Origin of the sequence: Aureivirga sp. CE67 (genome assembly GCF_015767245.1) — a bacterium.
In the GTDB taxonomy this organism is placed as follows: Bacteria; Bacteroidota; Bacteroidia; order Flavobacteriales; family Flavobacteriaceae; genus Aureivirga.
Genome location: NZ_JADOTV010000014.1, coordinates 1 through 19,755, shown reverse-complemented (window position 1 = coordinate 19,755; position 19,755 = coordinate 1). Strand labels below are relative to the sequence as shown.

Here is a 19,755-nt window from a genome sequence, read left to right as displayed (position 1 = left end):
TTATTAGTTTATTAAAAAATTTGATTCTTTTTCTGTTGAGTTTATTAGTATTTCAAAACGATTAGAATATTCACCTTTTTCTACAAAAAAATCAATTTTAGATGAACTTATTCTGTAAGTTTTATTTTCTTGATTATCATATAAATATATGTTGTAGTTGAAATTTTCTTTTTCAGAAATATTTAGTTCTAAGAAACGAGATTCATCAGTTTTAATTTTTAACTGGATTCTCTCTGTATCACTTGATTCTGCTATAATCACTAAATCTTCTTTTGAATTATTATTAACTAAAGAGATATCAGTTTCTCTAGAATCAAATACTTTACTGTCGTATCCTTTGTCAAAATTTGAAGTAAAATCATCCGACATTCCAATTGCAATTTCTCTTTGAAAATATTGATTATTATCTAGTTCATAGCCAAAGTTTAATTTTAATAGACCAACATCTTTTCTTAAAAAAATACTTTCATTGTTATTCTCAATTTTATGAATTCGTTGTTGATTATTAAAGGTTATTTCTCCTCCACTAGTTGATGATTCTACAAAAAAACCTTGGCAAACAGGTAAATATCGAGAAGGTGTTTTGGCATTATTTAAAGAATTACCACTTACAATATGAACTGCTTTTACTGAAGTAAGTAAATTTATTGAAGCATATCCTCCTTCATAAGAATTAAGAGAATGTCCTGTTGCTGCAGATTGATCCCATAAATATAAAGTACCACTAATAGAGTTTAAATTATCAGTTATGAATTTATTTGAATCCAAAGCTGAAGGATATGGGTTTCCTAATAAGCTTTCATTACCTGTATCAATATGACTAGTAATAATACCATCATTTGGAGTTCCAATAAAAGTAAATTTTTCAGACCTACCTGTTCCTTTAATTGAGAACCCTTCTCCTCTATTCACATTAATATTTAAGTCCCTAATAAATTGCCAATTATCATAAGAATTACCATTTATAAATTTCCAGAACCAATAATCACTTAAAAGTAAAGGTGTAACGGATGCATCATCAAAACCAGAAACATAGGTATACGGATCATGAGTTGAATTTGCTGTTACACCTTGATACCCTCCATAATTAGTTAAACTGTAATCACCTCCAACAAAAAGAATATCTTTAACGGTATGCATAAAATTCGCATTAAATACAGGTGATGACAAATATTTTAATGTGTATTTAGAGTTTTGATCATAAATACGTTCTCTATATAATTTCCCATTTCCGGAGACTTTAGTTTCTCCTGAATGTTTTTGAATTAATTGTGCGTCGCCAATTAAACGAATATCTCCATTTAATATAATTTCATCTTCTACATATAAAATTTTTCCATCAGGAATGACAAGAGTATTGTTAGTTTTTATTTCTAAAGATTTCACATTTGCACTTTCTGGTAGAATAGCTGTATAGGAATTAGGATTACTTGAGTCAATAATCATCTTCATACAATAATCAGCCATTGTAGGAATTTCTTGAATACCCAATCCATTTTCAAAAGCATATCCATTCCAACCAATATATCTTGAAACTTCTAAAGAAAAATACTCAGCATCATTAAAATCAATATTACTAACCTTATAAGAATTTGTATTTGGAATAGGTTCTAAATCATAAGAATTTTTTTGTTGGAAATCAATTGTGTTAGATGTTACTAATTTAAAACGTTCACAAGTAAGATCTACTGAAGGAATAGTCGTATCATTTAGATTAATAATTAGATCAATACTACCTAAATCATTATGTTTATTAACAGCCCATATTCTATTTAATCTTTCAGAATATCCAAAATTACTTAATTGAAATTGTAAATTGTTATTTTCTTTATTGTTTACCCCAATGAAAATAAATTCATCATTATCTAAATCACTAGGATTGTTAATTTGAATTATCCCTGTTCCAATAGAGTTTAAATGTTCTGTACCATCAGAAGCTTTACCAATACCAATTATATGATAATCAATATTTCCTTTCTCATCATTATCCATTGTATAATAATCATGTTCAGTTAAAGGAAAACCATATTTACCAGAAAGATAATTTGATAAAATAATTCTTTTAGAAAGAGATAAATCATTATCAAAAACAATAATTTCCCCCATATTTCCAATTAATGTTTCTGTTATTGTATTTAAGAAATAAGATACTCGTGAACCAATAAGTAGGTTTCTATGAGTACCACTATCTAAATTTATAGTTTTACTAGCTTCAATTTTTCCATTAATTTCTACAAAATCTGTAGCGCCATTATAACGAGTTAAAAAAAGCATAGGATCATTAGAAAATGTAATGTCAGAAGAGATTCCTGAAGCCCAATAATGATTCCCTATTCCTTCACTAGTATATTCAGCAGAAAGAGGTGTTTTATAAGCTATTCCATATGCTCTTTTATATTGATAATTTCCATAATGTAATAGATGTCTATGGCTTTTATCTGGATTATTTTCTAGATTTGAAGCAACGCATACTAAAGTTCTTGGATTTGATCCTGTCGCTGGAATAAAATTAGAAATCATAACATCATTATTATTGAAAAATAAAGATGAATTTCCATTAATACTACTTTCTTGATATTCTGGTTTATTATTCGAATCTATAAGAATTGCATGATTGTTATTTCCTGATAAATCATTCCACTGCATGATACCATCATTATTTATTGCAGGTGTATTACCTGAGTCTTTATAAACAGAATGATTAGCATCCAACCAAAGTTTCATGTTTGAACTTCCATCAATAGTTCCAATTCCTCCTGGACCAGTTTGGGTATAAGAATAAAACTGAATCAATAAAAAAAATATAACGAATTTATACTTCATGTTACAAATGATGTTTTGATGCAAAACTATTTATCTAAGAAGTATAATTTATCATCACAAATGGGTGATTTATATTTTTGATATTGAGATAAATTTGTAAGAAATTAGTTAACAATGAAAAATATTTTATTATTTACTTCAATATTTTTAATCTCTATTTATATTAATGCTCAAGTTTCATCAAGTTTAGTTGAAATTGAAAATTTAGATGGAAAAGAAATTATTTCAAAAAGCAATAATTTTTTATATAAACATTGGTCCAAAGGAATTATTATTTTTAATGATAATACAAGTCTACGTACTAATAAATTGAAATTTGATTTACAAGAACAAACAATCTGTTTAGAAAGTAGATTTAATAAAGATAATCATTATTTTAAATTAGATAATAAGTTGATTACTAGGTTTAAAATATACATTGATTCTAAAAAATATTTTCAAAAATTTGTGAAGATAAAGTCTTCTAAGTTTAATAATCTTAAGGATAGAAAAAATATTTATTATGAAAGCTTTTCAAAGGATTATATTATGAATCCTATTTTAATTCAAGAGTTAAATACTCAAAAAATGAAATATTTTTTCTTAAAAAATGGAAAATATCACGAGATTGAGCTATCAGAAAAAGAAATTTTAAAAATGTTTAAAACTAAAAAAGAAGTTATTCAAAATTATATCAAAAAGAATAATTTGAATTGTGAAAATGTTGAGCATTTTATTCGTATTCTGAATTTTATTAATTAAAGCATAAACTTATAAGTTTATGCTTTAATTTTAAATTCTAGTTGAAAGAAAATATGGAACGGGAAAAGTTTTAACCATCATATTATTCGAAAGCTGAAAGAGTAAATTTGTAACTAAAGCAGCAGAAATATTTGAACCAACAATTAATTGAGGTGGTGTAATTTGGGAACTAAACTTTTTATAATCAGTGTAAAAATCATTAAACCATTCAAGGTTTGCTTCCTTATAGTGATTTAATATACCTTCAATCAAAATTAATTCAAAACGTTGGTTATTTGTTTTAAGATTAAAAATTTGTTGACTTTCAGGTGTTACCACATAAGCAGCACCTGCCCAACCAAAATTTAAAGGATGTATCACAGGTATATTATTTTGTGAGCAAATTTCATCAAAAGCAAAAGGTGTATTTAAAGAATCAAAATCTATAGCATTTATTGCAATATCAACATCTTTTATATATCTCTCAATAGTATGTGGTTCAAGAAATTCATTATAAAAAGTAATATTAACTTCAGGATTAATTTCTTTAAGTCTTTTCGAAATAGATGAAACTTTTGGTGAATTAATATCATTTTTAATATAGTTTTGTCTATTCAGATTTGACTCCTCAACATTATCACCGTCTATAAATATGAATTTTTCAAATCCGAGTCTAAGAGCTGATTCTGCTATTACACTTCCAAGTCCAACACCTGCAAATAAAATTGTTTTGTTTTTGATATTTTCTTGTTGTTCTTTTGTAATATATAGAACATTTTTATGATATCTCTCTTTCTCACTTTGAAGAGATTTAATTGAATTACTCATGTATATTATAATTTGTTAACCAATTTGAAATTTTTTCTTGTGAAATAAATACAGGATATGTCGGACTGCCTAAACAATTTTGTATATCACCTACTATTTCCATTTCTAAACCAATTTCATGAAATATTTGAAAAATAAGATTGTCAGACTCGGCTATAATAATTGATTGTTCATATTTTTTAGTTTGTAATAAACAAAGATTTAATAAACTACAAATTATTTTTTTTGATGTTATAGGTAAATTATTGTTTTTTATGAACTTTGTATCTATAGCTAGTCTACCTAAATGCCAAATTTTTGGATTGGAAATTTCTTTTTTTTGTATTAATTCTTCTAAATCAATCCCAAATTCATATTCTATTGGGAATTGTTGACTTTTTTGAAGAGATATTTTCATCGTCCCAATAATTTGATTTTCGTAAGAACATTTAACATAGAATGAATTATCAAAGTATAGTTTATCTTGATATTTCATTTCTTCAAGATCTTTACTAGTTGATCTCCATTTATATTTTTTATTGTAATGAAAAGAGTATGATTTAAAAACGAACTCAGTAAATTGATTTAATTCATTTTTTTGAATTTTTTGGAAAGTAATATTTTTTAGTACTTCATCTTCATATAATGCATTCATATATAATCCAAAATTTAATAATTATTTATGGGTTTTATTAAATGCAAAAATCAATTTATAATAAGAAATTTAATTCATCCTTTTTTGGTGATTATTTAAATATTTACAAAGTTTTAGTTGATAACCATCATCACAGGTAAACCATTTAAGATTTTAATTTCTCTATTTTTTGGTTTCTTTTTTAATAGAGAACTTATTCCCTTTTTGGAAGGAAAATTATTAGGAAGTTGTTTTAGAGCATATTCTCTTGTTTCATCATTAATTATTGTGTTTTCTCCATTTTCATCAATAGGAATACCAGGAATTCCATCTAAATTATAAATTTGATAGTTTACAGGAATCAATTGGTTATTCCAGTAAATTGAAGAAATAAAAATGTTTATTCGATTACCATTAATTTGGGATTTTCCTTTAATAAGAGTTCCTTTTTTAATTTTTTTATTTTGAATGAAAATAGGTTCTAATAATAACATTTCAACATAACTGTTAACTTTAATAGTTTGATTACCTTTTATTTTGAGATTAGCTATTTCTGTCTCTTTTTTAAATTTAATTCTTGGAATTTCTTTTTTTAGAGATTCTTCGGTTTTAAAAGTTTGTTGTTTTTCTTTGAAAGATACATTTTCAACTTGAGAAACTTTCTTTTCTTTTGAAGTCGATTGTGATAAACTATCAATTTTGTTTTGTAAAATTAAATTTTGATTTTTATAATACTTTATACTATCAATTTCTTTAATTTCTATTTTTTTAGATTTATTTTCTGATGGAAAAATTTTCTTTTGATAATTTTCTAGTTTTTGAAGTCTATCTTTAAAAGGAAGTTCTACAGCTTTTTTTTCAATAGAACTTTTAGGATGTTTTTTAAAGTACAATCCATGAACAATAAAAGAGAACAATAGTATTGTAAACATATAAATTGCCAATACTCCTTTAGGAATGGCTTTTATTTTATCTATCAAATTTTTCATTTTGTATCTTTTTTTGTTATGCTAATTTCTACAAAATCATATATTTTGTATCCAAATGGATTTAACGGATAATTTCTAGATGTCTTTACAATTTTTCCTTTCACTTCTAATAAATAAGAATTGTAAATTGATTTATCATTATTGATTTGTTCAATTTTAGCTAAAGCATAAAAGTTATCATCTTGAATTTCTACTTCAATATGATTTATTTTTTGAGAATTGATTTGATCTAGTAAAACTAAAGATCCATTTTGTAAATAGCTTTCATATATTTTTTCAACAGAACCATCTGATATATAAAGTGCTTTTTGAACTCTTTCTTGGATATCATATTTATCAAAAGCATAAAAATGTCTCAAGAAATAATCAATATTAGCTTTTTGTAATATCATTTCAGATTCTTTTAGTTCTAATTTATGTAAAGGAATCAAATCACCTTTTTCAGAAACTCCATAAAGAATCTTCTCTTGAGATTTTGTAACATAAACAAGATATACAATTGATGAAATAATTGTAATTATCAATGAAATAATAAGTAATCTGATTAAGCTTTGTAATTTACTTAAAACGTTATATATATTATTTTGCTCTTGTTCTATCATGATACAAAAATTTTATATACTAAATCATAAGATCTTTTAAATAATCTAAATTTTAGCCATACAATGATTAGCAAAACTATAGATCTATAAAAATCAGCTTGTAGTAACATTACATTTACTGGTAATATTTTTAATATATCTTTTGTTAATTCATCTAAATAATGTCCAAAAGCTATAATTAAGAAGAATGGTATTATTAATAAATAAAGAGCAATATATAGTTTTAACCATTTGTAAAATAAATCTCTAAATTTTTCAAAAACAGCCATACAAATTGCTATAGCTCCCAATAATTTTAGTACACCAATAAAGAAAAATCGTTCTAATAAGAAAACACCATATACCGCGCAGTCAATTAACCAAAGTATGTAGTAAATAATGTTAGAAATTAGATAAATAGGATTTTTTAAAAAATCTAAAACTCCATAACTCATTTCTTTCATTTTATCTTCCCAATTATTATCATCCACCACTTCTGTTACATCATCCTTTACAAAATATTCATAATTAGGGTAGCTATTATTGAAGTATTCATCAAATCCGATTAGAAGTTGATCTAAAAAGTTTAGTACATGATTATAACTAGCTAATATTAATACCATAATAACCGAAGCTAGAAGTCTATTTATTTTAATAGGAAAAGTAATTTTATTTTCCTGTGTACTATCAACTAAATGTGACCAAATATTAATTAAGATAAATGCAATAGCAAAAAACTTAATACCTAATAGAATATCGCTTAACCATTCATTATCAAAAAAGTTTTGGTATAGTTGATAAAACATTTCATATGAAAAAGGCATCCTCTAATTAAATATTTTTTTTAAAGCTCTATTTTGTGCAATTCTAAAGTATTGATCTCTTATTATTTTTAAATCAGTTAGAGTACTAGACATTTCTTTTTGATATTCTCTTAAAAACGTTAGTCTTTCCGAGTCATTCATATTAAATAAGCCTTCACTCATTATACGATTTGCATTTTGAAGAATTTCCGTAGTTTTAAAAACTAGACGTTCAATATTTCTTGAAATGATTTGAATTTCAGAAATACTAAATTGATCATAGTTTTTAATTTCTTCAATGATATTGATACTTTGAGAGATAGTATATTCTTGTTGTTTTAAAATGTTTAAAGTTATATTTGTATCTCTTAAAACATTAGATACTTGTTTTAATAAGTTTTTATTTTCTTCTAACAAGTGCACTGTTTTTTTTGTTTCTTCTAAAGCTTCATTTCCTTGCATTAAAGTTTGTGCTAATGCTTTGTTTGCTAGAGGATCTTCTACAATTAACTGTGCGTTTGAATTATGATAATAGATAGAAAAAATGATTAGAAACAAATATTTCATGAGTAAGTATTTAAGAATTATTTTTTTGATACTCTGTTATTGATTCTTTTAAAGAATTGTTTTTTTGGTATAATCGTTCGATTTCCATACAAATTTCTCCTTCCGTTTGGTATGCTAGATAAGCAGTTTTAGAAAGTTCTAAACGAACTACCCAAACGAATTTGCCTATAATTAATCCAATTTCTGTATATGGATTTTTAGCATTTAAATTTGGTCTTATAGACCTTAAAATATTATGCTGATGGTTAGATAAATTAAATTTTTGTACTATTCCTTCATATCCTTTTTCATTAAACAAGACATAAACAACTTGTGTATTATCAATCATCGCTTCGATTCTTTCTGTTTTAGGTAATTGTGCAGGTGATTGAAGAGCAACACCAATAGAAGCATTTTGCTTTCTGATAGCTTGATAATAAAATGAGATAACATTTTTTATAGAATCATATTTGATGAATTCTGCCATTTCATCAAAAAAGATAAAACCTTTTTCTGTTCGTAAGTCCCATATTAATTTCTTGACAGAAATTAGGGCTAATTGGAATAGAATTGCTAATAGGTTTTTATCACTTTTAGCTTCTCCAAATTCAAATACCATTAATTTTTTCTCTTCTTGAATTGAATTAGTAGATGTTTTTTCTAGTAAAAAATGATAGATTCCATTTGGTAAATATTTTGAACATAAAACAAAAAAACTATCTAAATCAATGAATCTTAAAGGTATTTGCTCTAAGTTTAGAATATTTTTACCATTGCTTTTTACAAAATAGTAAAACTTAATAAAATTAGGTTCTTTATCTTCTTTATAATAATAGATAAGTAATTTTTCCAAAGCTGATTTAGTATGTTCGTCTAAAATTTTATTTGGTAACCATAAACAATTTATAAAAGCTATAAGTTCTCTTATTTTATCAGAATCTATTGTTTTATTGTTTAACTCAAATGGATTAATACCTAATGAAAAACCATGTTTGTATGTTATGAATTGTGAAGTGTTTTCTGGAAATATTCTTGAAAAATTTTTAAAACTTTCTCCAATATCAAATATTACAATTTTATGATTTTGATCAATTAATTGTCTGAATATGTGTTGTGCTAGCACACTTTTCCCTTCTCCTGTTGGACCGAAAATCATGAAATTAGACGCTTTTATTCTTTTCTTTTTTAAATCTATAATATCTTTATAAATAGGAATATTAAAATTTCTTTCAGTAAAGCGAATTCCAGTTGTATCTGATTTGCTATTTGAATTTATAATAAACAAAGCAGTTCCAACTGCTAATTCGGTAGTATATGTTAATTGTTTTGGAATATGAGAGATATATGGACTGTTAAAGCAAAGAAATATTTGTTTTAAACGTTCATGATTTATAAGCTTTGGTTTTATATTATTTGTTCTAAAAGTATTGCTTATAATTTTTGAATTTTCTCTTAATTCATCAAAGTTTTTTGAGAAAAAAAGGATGTTCTGATGACAATCTATTATTTTTCTATCTGGATTATTTTCGAGTATTTCTAAATAATCTTCAATTTCAATTATTTTATTTTTATTTCTTGGTTCTAATGCTTGTAATCCTTCTAGAATTTTTCGTTTTTCTTCTAGTTTGTTTATCTCTTTTCGAGTGTCTTTAATAATAATTAGTTGATTGTAGATATGTTCAAAAGGTATTTCTAAGCCAAAATTATCTCCAATGTTTTTGTAAAAATTATATTTATCAGTTGAATATTTTGAATCTTTACATACGATGTTTAGATTTTCAGGTAATTGATCCAGGTTATTGATCATATATCCAGTTACTATTTTTGATCCTATTTGAATGCTATTCTCAATTTTTAAATCTTTGTTTTCAAGAATAATATCTGTTTGTAATTTGTTAGTTAATCCATTAAAATAATTAGTATAATTATCTTTAATATCTTTTTCGTTTAGTTTTTTTATTTCAATAAATCTTGAATTTACTAGAAATGAAATACACTTTTCAACTTCTTCTTTAAACTTTAACTGCTTATGATTATAGTTTTCAAATTTGGTAATTTTTTTAAATGGATTTAAAAATTGATTACTCTTATAATCAGTATTTTTTAAACAAAAATGAAGTATTGTTTTTTGTTTAAAATACTTTCTTTTTTGAAAGTGATTCATCTCAGAATTTTCAATAAACGATTTTGATTTTGTATTAGCTTTATATTTCCTTTCGGTGAAAATATCTTGTTTTAAAATAATTGTATTTATGGGAAGAAGTTTAAAAGCTTGAATCCAAATCTGATGAATTTCTTCAATATTTTCTGAAGTTAAACTATAGGTCTCTGGAAGATCAACTTCATAAACTAAGTTTAACTCAAGATTTGAATTTAGAAACGAATTATATTCAAAAATTAAGAATGGATTATTTGTATGTTGAAAAATATTTTTCATCTTTAAAATACAAGTTGTTTTCAATAATTCTTGGTAGTTTCTCATCAAAAGAAATTAGAGGTTCTTCTCTTCTATCAAGAATTAATAGTATTTTCCAAATTAAAACTAGAATTAAAGAAAATACCATCAATTTTATAAGACTAAATTGTATCAATAGAAGAGATATAAATCCAATGAAAATCAGAATAAATACGAACCAAAACTTTAGTTTTAATTGATATAATCTAACTGGTCTAAATATTTTTCTATGTGTTTGTATCGTTGTCATTAGAAGGAAAGTGTTAATAACCAATCAACAATGATTAAGACTAACATGATTGCTCCTAAATACAATCCGACCCCAGTGAAAAATCCTTTGTAATCTCTATTTTCTCCTGTTACTTTTCCTATATTGAATATTATCAATACTAAAAGAATAATAGCAAAAATATAAGGTGCAGCACTTCTGACTTCATTCCAAAACTCTTGTGCTTTATCTTGAATTCCTATAGTTTGTGAATAGATATTTCCACTCAAAAAAATTAAGAGATAATTCACAAATCTTTTTTTACTTAAATGTTTCATGATTTATAGTAAAATTAATTTGTTAAAAGTAGATGCTTAAATTTGATGTCTGTGTTAATTAATTTTATAAAATTGAATTAATTTAGTGACAGCTTTTTAACTTTTTTTAAGTTATTCGATTTATAATAAATATAAGTTTAAAGTTCTTTTGCAATCTTTATGATGTTTAAGTAATTTTCTTGTATAATTTTATCGTTTATTTTCTGCCTAGGAATTTTTTTAATTTTTGAATACTTCATTCTTTTCATTTTTAGATTTTCACTTTCACCATTAGCGTTTATTAAAAAGAAATTTCCAGTTTTTCTTTGAAACATTTCTTCATATCGATGTTTCTTTTCTTTTTTCTCGGATTCGGTTATTCTTCTATCTGAAGAAGTATCTAAATAATTGTCTTTTCTTGAAATACTTGTTGATTTTCGTGTAACCATTTCAAAATAACTTTCGAAAAATTTAGCTGTATCTGGATCGTTTGTTTTTCCAAAGAAATGAGTTGATAAATTTGCTATAATTTCTTTGAATTGAAGTTCGCCTAACTGGATTGCACCTTGTACTTTATCCTGAAGCATGTATATTGTTCCAATATTATAACTTCTCATAGTAGCCGGAATTTTTCCCATATTTGGTAAATAAAGTGTTGGAGCTTCATCAATTAATAAATATGAATATTCTCTATTTCTTTGACTCATTTGTAATAAGGTAGCTTGCATTATTAGGGCAATAATTGGATTATATATTGTGGCATATTTAGGGTTTCCTACCAAACAAATTACACTCATTGATTCTTTTTTATTTACATTAAAATCTACTTCATTTTTACTTAAACAATAAAAAATATTTGGATTAGCTAATTTTGAAAATGCATTGGAAAGTATTGCTTTTACAGCTGTAACTTGTTTTATTGAATCCGTACTATCTATGAATGCACTTGCGTGAACTTTTGCTAAATCTGATTTTTCAATAAATTCTGCTAATTCTTCCGTTGTCTTATTAAGGAAAATTGCTGTTAACATTGAAAAATGGCAATATTTAGGATATTTTTCTTTAAGTACAATGATAGTTCCAATAATAGCTCCTTTGGCTGCTTGAATAAAGAAATCATCTTCTGATTTTTTTTTATTTGTAAATAAATTATCAATTATACATTGTGTAATAATCACAATGTCTTCTTCATTCTTTAGTATTTCAAGATCTAATGGATTTACTCTATCACTGAATTTAGGGTTATGTGGAGCTATTATTTTTAAAGGAATATTACTATTTCGATAGGTGAATTGAGCTATTTCTGTAAGTTCAAAGTTTTTATAATCATATATTATTCCTGGAATATTCTTTTCTCCAAAATCTTTTAAAATCCAACTTGCTATCGATTGTGTTTTTCCACTTCCTGCAGCACCTTGTATACTAATTCCTTTTACGAAATTCAATTTATAAGTTTTACGATTACTTTTTATTTGAAGTGTACTTTTTGAGTTCTTTCTTTTAGAAAGAATTTGAACAAAACAGGTTAATAATATTATAGGAAGTATAATATATTTAAGTAGTTCTATTAAATATACGCTACTATATATGTAGCGAAAAATTAAAATTATAATTATTAAAAGAATATAAATGGATTTTATTTGTTTCATTTTATCTTTTTTAAGATACTCTGTACTTCTTCATATTCTATAGGGAATAAAGAAAATGTATATTTATTTGAAAAAACATTTTTTTTAACATTCATTACAAGTTCTTCTAAGAGTTGACTCATAAATAAATAGTCTGATTTATACTCTTCATTTGAGGATTTCAACCGTATTATCTCATTTTCTTTTTCTGTGATATTTTTTATCAAAAAATTTAATTGTTTAATTTCTTTGTCTTTGCTATTAATTAATTCTTTTAAATTAGAGATTTGACTTTCTTTAACTTTTAGAAGTTGAATATTAGAAAATTGATCTATTAAAAATTCGATTAATTCTTTTTCAGTAATCTGATTATCTTTAGTTATTTGCTGTACTTTTTCTTTATAATTTTTACTTATTCTAATAGCACAAAATTTTGTTTTCATAAGTTTATAAATTACAGTCTTCGTGTTTTTTATCAATACATCCTTGAAACTCTAATTGTTTTTTGACAACGTATCCTCTACTATCTTTTAATTCCACATATGTATCTTTCCATTTATTACAAACATCAATATCATGACCTTTATGTATTTCAGAAATATTAAGTTCATTTTTATTATTAAGTTGTTCTAACTGGCTCTGTGATAATATTAATGTATTTGAAGCATTGTAAATTTTCCCTTCTATAAATCTTCCTTTACTGTTAGCTTTTACATAAATAGTATTTGAAGTTAAACTAGGGACACATTTATCAGGTAATATTGGTCTAATATCTGGTTCTAACCTATATCGTAAACTTCCAAATGTATAAGCTGTAATTATCTCAGGTGTGCTTTTTGATACTTTAATTTCTTTAATTTGCTCAACTTTAGTTTCAAATGAATCTTCAACAATAAACTCATATTTATAAATACCTTCTTCAAGTAAATCTTCTTTATATTCTTTTTCTAAAGAAAATTTATTATCGATAATTCCAGTATAAACAATAGAATTATTTCTCCTTAATGTCAATTTATAGGGTTCTGCATTTCCTTCTATAATATACATCTTAAATAAAATCGTGTCTTCTTCTGTTGGGTTTACAGGAGAATATTTCAAATCAGTTGCTAATTTTGGAACTTTACTTACATATTGAATTTCTAGTTTTTCAACTTCTTCGTCGTTTAACAAATAGCCATGAATTGAAAAGGGTACTTTTAGTTCCCCTAACCTATTAGCTTTAAAATAAAGTTTATTATTTCCTTTTTCTAAATCGAATTCTCCTTTTTGAAAGAGTTGATCTTCTTTTCTCAAAAAACCAAACATCTCTAAATCAAATTTAATTTTATAATGATATGGAGCATTGATATCCTTAGAATTTAAATTTATTTCAATCAGAGTCTCATTATAAATCTCATTTTCAAATTTTGATTTATTTAATCTAACATCAAAGTCGCTTTCTATTATATCAGCTTCTTTTATTTCACTAATAGATTCTCCTTCAGAATTTTCAAGTTCAAATTTAATTTTTATTGGCATTTTTTCATTTACATGTAATCCAATTTTAAATTCTTCCTGGTTAACCAAAAATGGAATATTTTCGTCATAGTTTCCTAATTTAGCTTTTCCTTCCAAAACTTCATAAGTTAAATATTGCTGCGTTAATTTATTTTCTGGTTTGTTTATTTTAAAATTTATATCGGATGATTTATTCAAAATCATTAGCGTATCCATTTCTATATCTAATTGAATTTTAGATTTTTTTACCATAAAATCTAATGACTTGCTTTGGGTTTTTGATGTATTTAAAACTTCAATAATAATTCTTTTTTCACCAGCTAAATCTGTGTTTCCTTTTAAAATTGTTTCTAAACCATTATCCAAATCGTAGTATGTGTTACTTATTATCTTTTGATTATGACTATCTACTAAATTGATTTCATCATCTTCAAAATCAATTCTATATCTAAAATCTGGATCAACAATTTTTGAATCATAAAGAGGAACTACTTCTATAGGCAGATTAAAATCTTGATTCACATAAATTTCAGAATCTATTGGAATTCTTATTTCAAAATCGTAATCTAAATCAAAAATTTCTTCTTTTTTGACATCACATGAAACAAATAAAATTACAAGTAAAAATTTTGATATTCTTTCCATTATTAACTGTTTTACAAACCTAGTTTAACTCCTACTCCAATCATTGGAAAAGTTCTAGCATATAATGACTCTATAAATATGGATTGTTTATAAGTTACCGAAACACCAATATTTGACCAGATATAATAAAGAAACTCATTTTGTAAGTTCACTCCATACCCCCATTGATCTTCTTGAACTATTTTATAATCCATCGATTCATAAGCTAATAATACTCCTCCTCCTATCGACCATTTAAAATTTTGAATTTTAATATATTTCTCCAATGAGTAATTATAATTCACAGATAAATATCTTCCTGTTATCTTTGTTTCTTCTTTTATCTTATCTATTTGTTTTTTATTTTTCAAATAATCAAATTGTAAAGAAACGCTACCTAAGCCTTCAGAATTTAACCTTTCAACTTGAAAACTATAATAATTAGAATTTTCTATGGATTTACCCAACTCTAACTTTACTAACCATTGTTCATTATAGTTTTGTTGTGCTTTTAATTGTTTACTATAAATACATATGTATACAATATACATGTATACAATATATTTTATAATATATACATTATTGTTTTTGCTATTATTCATAATATAAAGGTTTTGCATCCAAAATTAATTCTGGAGATAATCTTAGTGTCAAATTTCTTTCTCCACTTTTCTCTCTAATATGAACATTAAAAGATTTATCTAAACCAATTGTAAACTGAGGAAATACATATACAAATGATCTATTTCTTTTTGCAGCTATAGATTTAGTTTTAAAGTTTGTATGAATAGGGATTTTTACTTCATTGTATATAGAAACATTTTTCTTTTTACTTCTATTTTCTACATTAAAATTAATTTCCTCAATAAATAAATCTAAATGTGATTTATTTTGTAATTCAAATTTGAAAAATAGATTTTGATCATGAATCCAAATACCTTTAATTAAAAAAATTAACTTCTTATTTTTAACCAGATTTCTACTATTCAAAATATTTTCTTGATCTAAAAGGTAATTTATTTGTTGAGAATAATTGTTTGTGTCTGATTTTTTCTTTTCTAAGTCCTGGTTTTGAATAATATATTCATACTTATTAATCTGATTATTATAAGCAAGTATGAAATTGTAGAAAGAATTTGTCTCTGTTTTGACTATTAGATTTGTTTCATTTTGAAGTTTTTCATAAGGTTGGATAAACAAACTATTATCAACTTGTTGTATATCTATTGAATTACTATTTCCACCCAATGTGTAAAAAGAAACATTTTCAGGAAATAGTATATGAACTGTATAGTTTTCCTTTAAAAAAATCTTTTCATTTATTTGAGCAAATAAACTTGTACTCAACAATAAACTTAAAAGCAAAAAAAACCCTTTCATATTAATTAAAATTAATATCCCTGGGGGTTATGATTGCAAATGTGAAATATAATTTTTTGATTCTATGTTAATAGAGTACTAAATTTGATCTCTCGAAAATTCTTCAAAAGATTTTATTCTATACTTTGGAAATTTTTCTTCGAGCCATTTCATAAAAAAGGCCCAATCAGCAGATTTTTCATTTTCTTTTTCTAGACAGTCTTTAATTTTATCAATATTTGTAGATCCTATAGAAATTTTATGATTTAAATAGCTTTCTTTTTCTTCAGATAGCTTTATAGCATTCATCAACGAATTTCTCTGGTTTTTCCAATAAATAGCATATTGATTTCTTACTTCATTCTCTTTTTGAAGAGCTTCATCCTTTCGCTTTTTTATTTCTTTAAGATTCTGTTCTTTTTTGTTTGATTTACTTACTTTTTTATCAAACATCCATCCATTCTCAATAGATTTAATAACATAACCTACAAAATTGTTTTTAGAAGTAGGATCCTCTTTTTGTAAAATATGAATACACTTTCTAAGATAAGTTATTCCATACTTTTCAATTAATTCTTCTGCCTTCTTTCTTGTAATTGGAGCTTCATCAGGTTTTTTTAAATTTTGTAATAAAGATATAATCTGATTTCTACTTTCTTCTTTTGTTAACCTTTGTTTTGGTTTAGCTTTAACGATTTCTTTTTTTGGAATCTCTACAGCTTTTACCTCAATTTGATTAATCGTTTTATCTATTTTCTTTTTTAATTCTTGTTCTGAAATATTTTCATTCTTATAGATATTAAATTGAATTGCATGTACTCTCCTCCTCTTCTTTATTTCAGTAAATTCAAATTTAATATCTGTTTTATTTGCTAATTCTTTTTGAGAAATTAAAATTACATTTCTTTTAAAATCAGCATATGCTTTATATTTATCTTCAATTTCTAAAACAATTTTTATTTCTTCAACTGTAAGCGTTCTTGAACCAATTTTTTCATATTGTTTTAATAATTCATAAATTCTCAAAGCATGGTTTGATTGGATTATTAAATGATATTTTAATTGGTAAGAAGTATAGGCCCATTTCTCTCTTTCATCAATCAAAGCATTTATTCTTTCTTGACGTAGTTGTTCTTTTTCTCTACGTTTTTCCTCCGCAATTTGTGCTGGAGATTTTAAAAGATAGGATAGTAAATTATCATTTAACTCAACAAAAAAAGCACTTTCTTCAACATCATAACGAACTCTATTTGTTATAGTTAAGAATTCAAAACTCCCATCTCCTTGTTTTAAATGAATATTCTTAGAAGTTAAACTACTAGCAATTGTTTCTAATTCTGTATAAACTCTGTGGTTATTTTTAATTTTTACAACATCATAAACATCTACCCTATATTCCTTCTTAAAAGCAACATCTTCAAATGGGTTTATTTGAGAAAAAACTAACTCTAAAATTCTTGATTCATTTCTTGTTAAATTCAATTTAGAAGAAATCAACAAGTTTCCTTTTCTTACTATATTCGGTTTATCTTCTAACATGATCCTAATTATTTTGGTTTACATAAGTATGTTGTTTTTCCTCATAGTTCATGTTGTTTTTCCTCATAGTATGTTGTTTTTCCTCATAGTTCATGTTGTTTTTCCTCATAGTATGTTGTTTTTCCTCATAGTTTATGTTGTTTTTCCTCATAGTATGTTGTTTTTCCTCATAGTATGTTGTTTTTCCTCATAGTTCATGTTGTTTTTCCTCATGGTTTATGTTGTTTTTCCTCATAGTTCATGTTGTTTTTCCTCATGGTTTATGTTGTTTTTCCTCATAGTTAAGTTGGTTTTCTCCTTTATTTACAGTACTTTAAAAAGCCCTAAACATATAAAATATTAAATATATAAAAAAACAACAAACAAAGAATGTATGTTATTTTTTAAATTTTGCTGTTCTTTTCTGATATTCTTTAAATTCTTCTAAATATCCTTCTCTTTTTAGTTTTTCAAAAATAGCGGTACTTGTAAATTTAATTAAACTTCCATTTGTTTTGAATTGATAGAATTTTAAAATGTCATGAATTTCGGTATAACATTGTAAAGGTTTTCTATTTTTACCAGAAATTAATTGTTCTTCTGGAATAATTTCTAAAAGAATTTTTTCATCTTCTGTCCATATTCTTTTGTTTTCTTCAATTTCTTGACTTCGAAGTTTATCCTCATACTCTTTTTGAAGCTTCTTTCTTAAATCCTCTTCTAATTTAGTTTTTAAAGCTTCTAACGAATCTTCTTCTTCTTTTTGAGGTGGGGTTACTATTTTTGGTTTATCTTCTTTAGGAGTTTCTAAAATAGGTTTTTTAACTATTTTTTCCTCTGCTTTACTTTCCCCTTGAATATTCGTAGGAATTAATGAATTTATATTTTGTAATTTCTTCTTTGCCATAATTATACCATTTTTACCCAAGCATCAACTGCATTTTCATAATCTACTGCACCATTTGATTTTGGAGCATAATCAAAAATAGTTTTGTTAATTGAAGGAGCATCTGTTAAATCAACATTCATTCTAATTGCAGGATTAATTGTCAAATTAGGGTATGTTGATTCTATTAAATCTTTAATTTGTTTATTTGAATTTGTTCTTTGATCAAACTTAGTTAAAAGTAAACCACTAAATTTTAATTCAGGATTCAATTTAGACAATTTAATCATAGTAATGAAATCATTTATCTTTTTTAATGGTTGCAATGTCATGATTCTTGTTTCCAAAACTCCTAAAACATTTGTTGCGGCAGTTAGCGCATTTACATTTAATAAATTTTTTGCAGGAGATAAGTCAAGAAAAATATAATCGTAATGTCTATGTTCTAATAATTCTTCTAATCTTTCTTTTAATCTATACTCTCTTCTACTATAACTTGTCAATGTTGTTTCTGCATCCATAAGATCATCATCGGCAACAATTATATCAAGATTTTCTTCTACAGAAATAATTGTTTGATTTTCCTCCCAATCAAAAACTCCATTTTTTATCGGATCATGAAGTAAAACATGTGCTATTGTTGTTACTACTTCGTTTTCAAAACGCTCACTTCCTAAAAGCCAATCTGTCAAATTTCCTTGAGAATCTAAATCAATTAGAAGAACTTTTTTATTTTTCCTTGCAAGATTTACTGCAAAATTAGCGGATGTTGTAGTCTTTCCTACTCCACCTTTATTGATGGCAACTGCCGTAATTACTGTATTCATATCGAAGTTTTAATTGTTTAAACAAATATATATAAAATATTTTGTATACATGTATACAAAATACAAAAAACATGTAAAAAAGTAATCAAGTATAAGGTATAAAGAATATAAAATAGTAGATACAAATATAGAATATTACTGTATAGTGAATAAATAAAACGTGTAAAAAGTAATCAAGTATAAGATATAAAGAATATAAAATAGTAGATATAAATATAGAATATTACTGTATAGTGAATAAATAAAACGTGTAAAAAGTAATCAAGTATAAGGTATAAAGAATATAAAATAGTAGATACAAATATAAAATATTACTGTATAATGAATAAATAAATCATGTAAAAAGTAATCAAGTATAAGGTATAAAGAATATAAAATAGTAGATACAAGTATAAAATATTATTGTATAATGAATAAATAAATCATGTAAAAAGTAATCAAGTATAAGGTATAAAGAATATAAAATAGTAGATACAAATATAGAATATTACTGTATAGTGAATAAATAAATCATGTAAAAAGTAATCAAGTAT

At 24.7% G+C, this 19,755-nt stretch carries 19 protein-coding genes; 1 reads left to right on the top strand and 18 read right to left on the bottom strand.

All coding sequences use genetic code 11. The features are described from left to right. Positions 1 to 3: 3 nt before the first annotated feature. Positions 4 to 2,823 (bottom strand): hypothetical protein, encoded by a 2,820-nt coding sequence (locus I0K12_RS15060; protein ID WP_196888965.1) that lies wholly within the window; start codon positions 2,821 to 2,823, stop codon positions 4 to 6. Between the two features lie 114 nt (positions 2,824 to 2,937). Between I0K12_RS15060 and I0K12_RS15055 the strand changes: the two genes are divergently transcribed. Continuing rightward, positions 2,938 to 3,564 (top strand): hypothetical protein, encoded by a 627-nt coding sequence (locus I0K12_RS15055; RefSeq protein ID WP_196888964.1) that lies wholly within the window; start codon positions 2,938 to 2,940, stop codon positions 3,562 to 3,564. Between the two features lie 30 nt (positions 3,565 to 3,594). On the opposite strand, the gene I0K12_RS15050 is transcribed toward I0K12_RS15055, so the two are convergent. The 17 genes from I0K12_RS15050 to I0K12_RS14970 form a co-directional block, all read right to left on the bottom strand. Further along, positions 3,595 to 4,371, bottom strand: a complete 777-nt coding sequence (locus I0K12_RS15050; RefSeq protein ID WP_196888963.1) for a HesA/MoeB/ThiF family protein — start codon at positions 4,369 to 4,371, stop codon at positions 3,595 to 3,597. Further along, complete coding sequence (locus I0K12_RS15045; RefSeq protein WP_231372777.1) at positions 4,364 to 5,005, bottom strand: hypothetical protein; 642 nt, start codon at positions 5,003 to 5,005, stop codon at positions 4,364 to 4,366. Before I0K12_RS15045 ends, I0K12_RS15050 begins: the two co-directional genes overlap by 8 nt. A gap of 113 nt (positions 5,006 to 5,118) precedes the next feature. Further along, entirely contained in the window at positions 5,119 to 5,973 is an 855-nt protein-coding gene (gene traM, locus I0K12_RS15040) for a conjugative transposon protein TraM (protein WP_196888961.1), read from the bottom strand. Beyond that, positions 5,970 to 6,575, bottom strand: a complete 606-nt coding sequence (locus I0K12_RS15035; RefSeq protein WP_196888960.1) for a hypothetical protein — start codon at positions 6,573 to 6,575, stop codon at positions 5,970 to 5,972. Before I0K12_RS15035 ends, traM begins: the two co-directional genes overlap by 4 nt. Next, positions 6,572 to 7,378 (bottom strand): hypothetical protein, encoded by an 807-nt coding sequence (locus I0K12_RS15030; protein WP_196888959.1) that lies wholly within the window; start codon positions 7,376 to 7,378, stop codon positions 6,572 to 6,574. Before I0K12_RS15030 ends, I0K12_RS15035 begins: the two co-directional genes overlap by 4 nt. Before the next feature lie 3 nt (positions 7,379 to 7,381). Next, positions 7,382 to 7,924 (bottom strand): hypothetical protein, encoded by a 543-nt coding sequence (locus I0K12_RS15025; protein WP_196888958.1) that lies wholly within the window; start codon positions 7,922 to 7,924, stop codon positions 7,382 to 7,384. A gap of 10 nt (positions 7,925 to 7,934) precedes the next feature. Then, on the bottom strand, positions 7,935 to 10,340 hold the full coding sequence (locus I0K12_RS15020) for a helicase HerA domain-containing protein (RefSeq protein WP_196888957.1): 2,406 nt from the start codon (positions 10,338 to 10,340) through the stop codon (positions 7,935 to 7,937). After that, positions 10,312 to 10,608 carry a hypothetical protein gene (locus tag I0K12_RS15015; RefSeq protein ID WP_196888956.1) on the bottom strand — a complete coding sequence of 99 codons (297 nt, stop codon included), beginning with the start codon at positions 10,606 to 10,608 and terminating at the stop codon, positions 10,312 to 10,314. The genes I0K12_RS15020 and I0K12_RS15015 overlap by 29 nt, the downstream gene beginning before the upstream one ends. Beyond that, the gene (locus I0K12_RS15010) at positions 10,608 to 10,904 is read right to left on the bottom strand and encodes a hypothetical protein (RefSeq protein ID WP_196888955.1); all 297 of its coding nucleotides are present in this window, start codon (positions 10,902 to 10,904) and stop codon (positions 10,608 to 10,610) included. Before I0K12_RS15010 ends, I0K12_RS15015 begins: the two co-directional genes overlap by 1 nt. Before the next feature lie 137 nt (positions 10,905 to 11,041). Continuing rightward, positions 11,042 to 12,328 carry a type IV secretory system conjugative DNA transfer family protein gene (locus I0K12_RS15005; protein WP_196888954.1) on the bottom strand — a complete coding sequence of 429 codons (1,287 nt, stop codon included), beginning with the start codon at positions 12,326 to 12,328 and terminating at the stop codon, positions 11,042 to 11,044. 200 nt (positions 12,329 to 12,528) lie between these two features. Next, positions 12,529 to 12,954 carry a hypothetical protein gene (locus I0K12_RS15000; RefSeq protein ID WP_196888953.1) on the bottom strand — a complete coding sequence of 142 codons (426 nt, stop codon included), beginning with the start codon at positions 12,952 to 12,954 and terminating at the stop codon, positions 12,529 to 12,531. A gap of 4 nt (positions 12,955 to 12,958) precedes the next feature. Then, a complete protein-coding gene (locus I0K12_RS14995; RefSeq protein ID WP_196888952.1) occupies positions 12,959 to 14,653 on the bottom strand; it encodes a hypothetical protein in 1,695 nt (564 codons plus the stop codon). Between the two features lie 11 nt (positions 14,654 to 14,664). Next, on the bottom strand, positions 14,665 to 15,183 hold the full coding sequence (locus I0K12_RS14990; protein WP_196888951.1) for a hypothetical protein: 519 nt from the start codon (positions 15,181 to 15,183) through the stop codon (positions 14,665 to 14,667). Between the two features lie 43 nt (positions 15,184 to 15,226). Beyond that, positions 15,227 to 16,012, bottom strand: a complete 786-nt coding sequence (locus I0K12_RS14985; protein ID WP_196888950.1) for a DUF4138 domain-containing protein — start codon at positions 16,010 to 16,012, stop codon at positions 15,227 to 15,229. Between the two features lie 78 nt (positions 16,013 to 16,090). Continuing rightward, the gene (locus I0K12_RS14980; RefSeq protein ID WP_196888949.1) at positions 16,091 to 17,530 is read right to left on the bottom strand and encodes a replication initiation protein; all 1,440 of its coding nucleotides are present in this window, start codon (positions 17,528 to 17,530) and stop codon (positions 16,091 to 16,093) included. A 376-nt stretch (positions 17,531 to 17,906) separates the two neighbouring features. Beyond that, positions 17,907 to 18,416: a hypothetical protein gene (locus I0K12_RS14975; RefSeq protein WP_196888948.1), complete on the bottom strand. Its 510-nt coding sequence runs from the start codon at positions 18,414 to 18,416 to the stop codon at positions 17,907 to 17,909. Between the two features lie 2 nt (positions 18,417 to 18,418). Further along, positions 18,419 to 19,222, bottom strand: a complete 804-nt coding sequence (locus I0K12_RS14970; protein ID WP_196888947.1) for a ParA family protein — start codon at positions 19,220 to 19,222, stop codon at positions 18,419 to 18,421. Positions 19,223 to 19,755 lie beyond the last annotated feature (533 nt).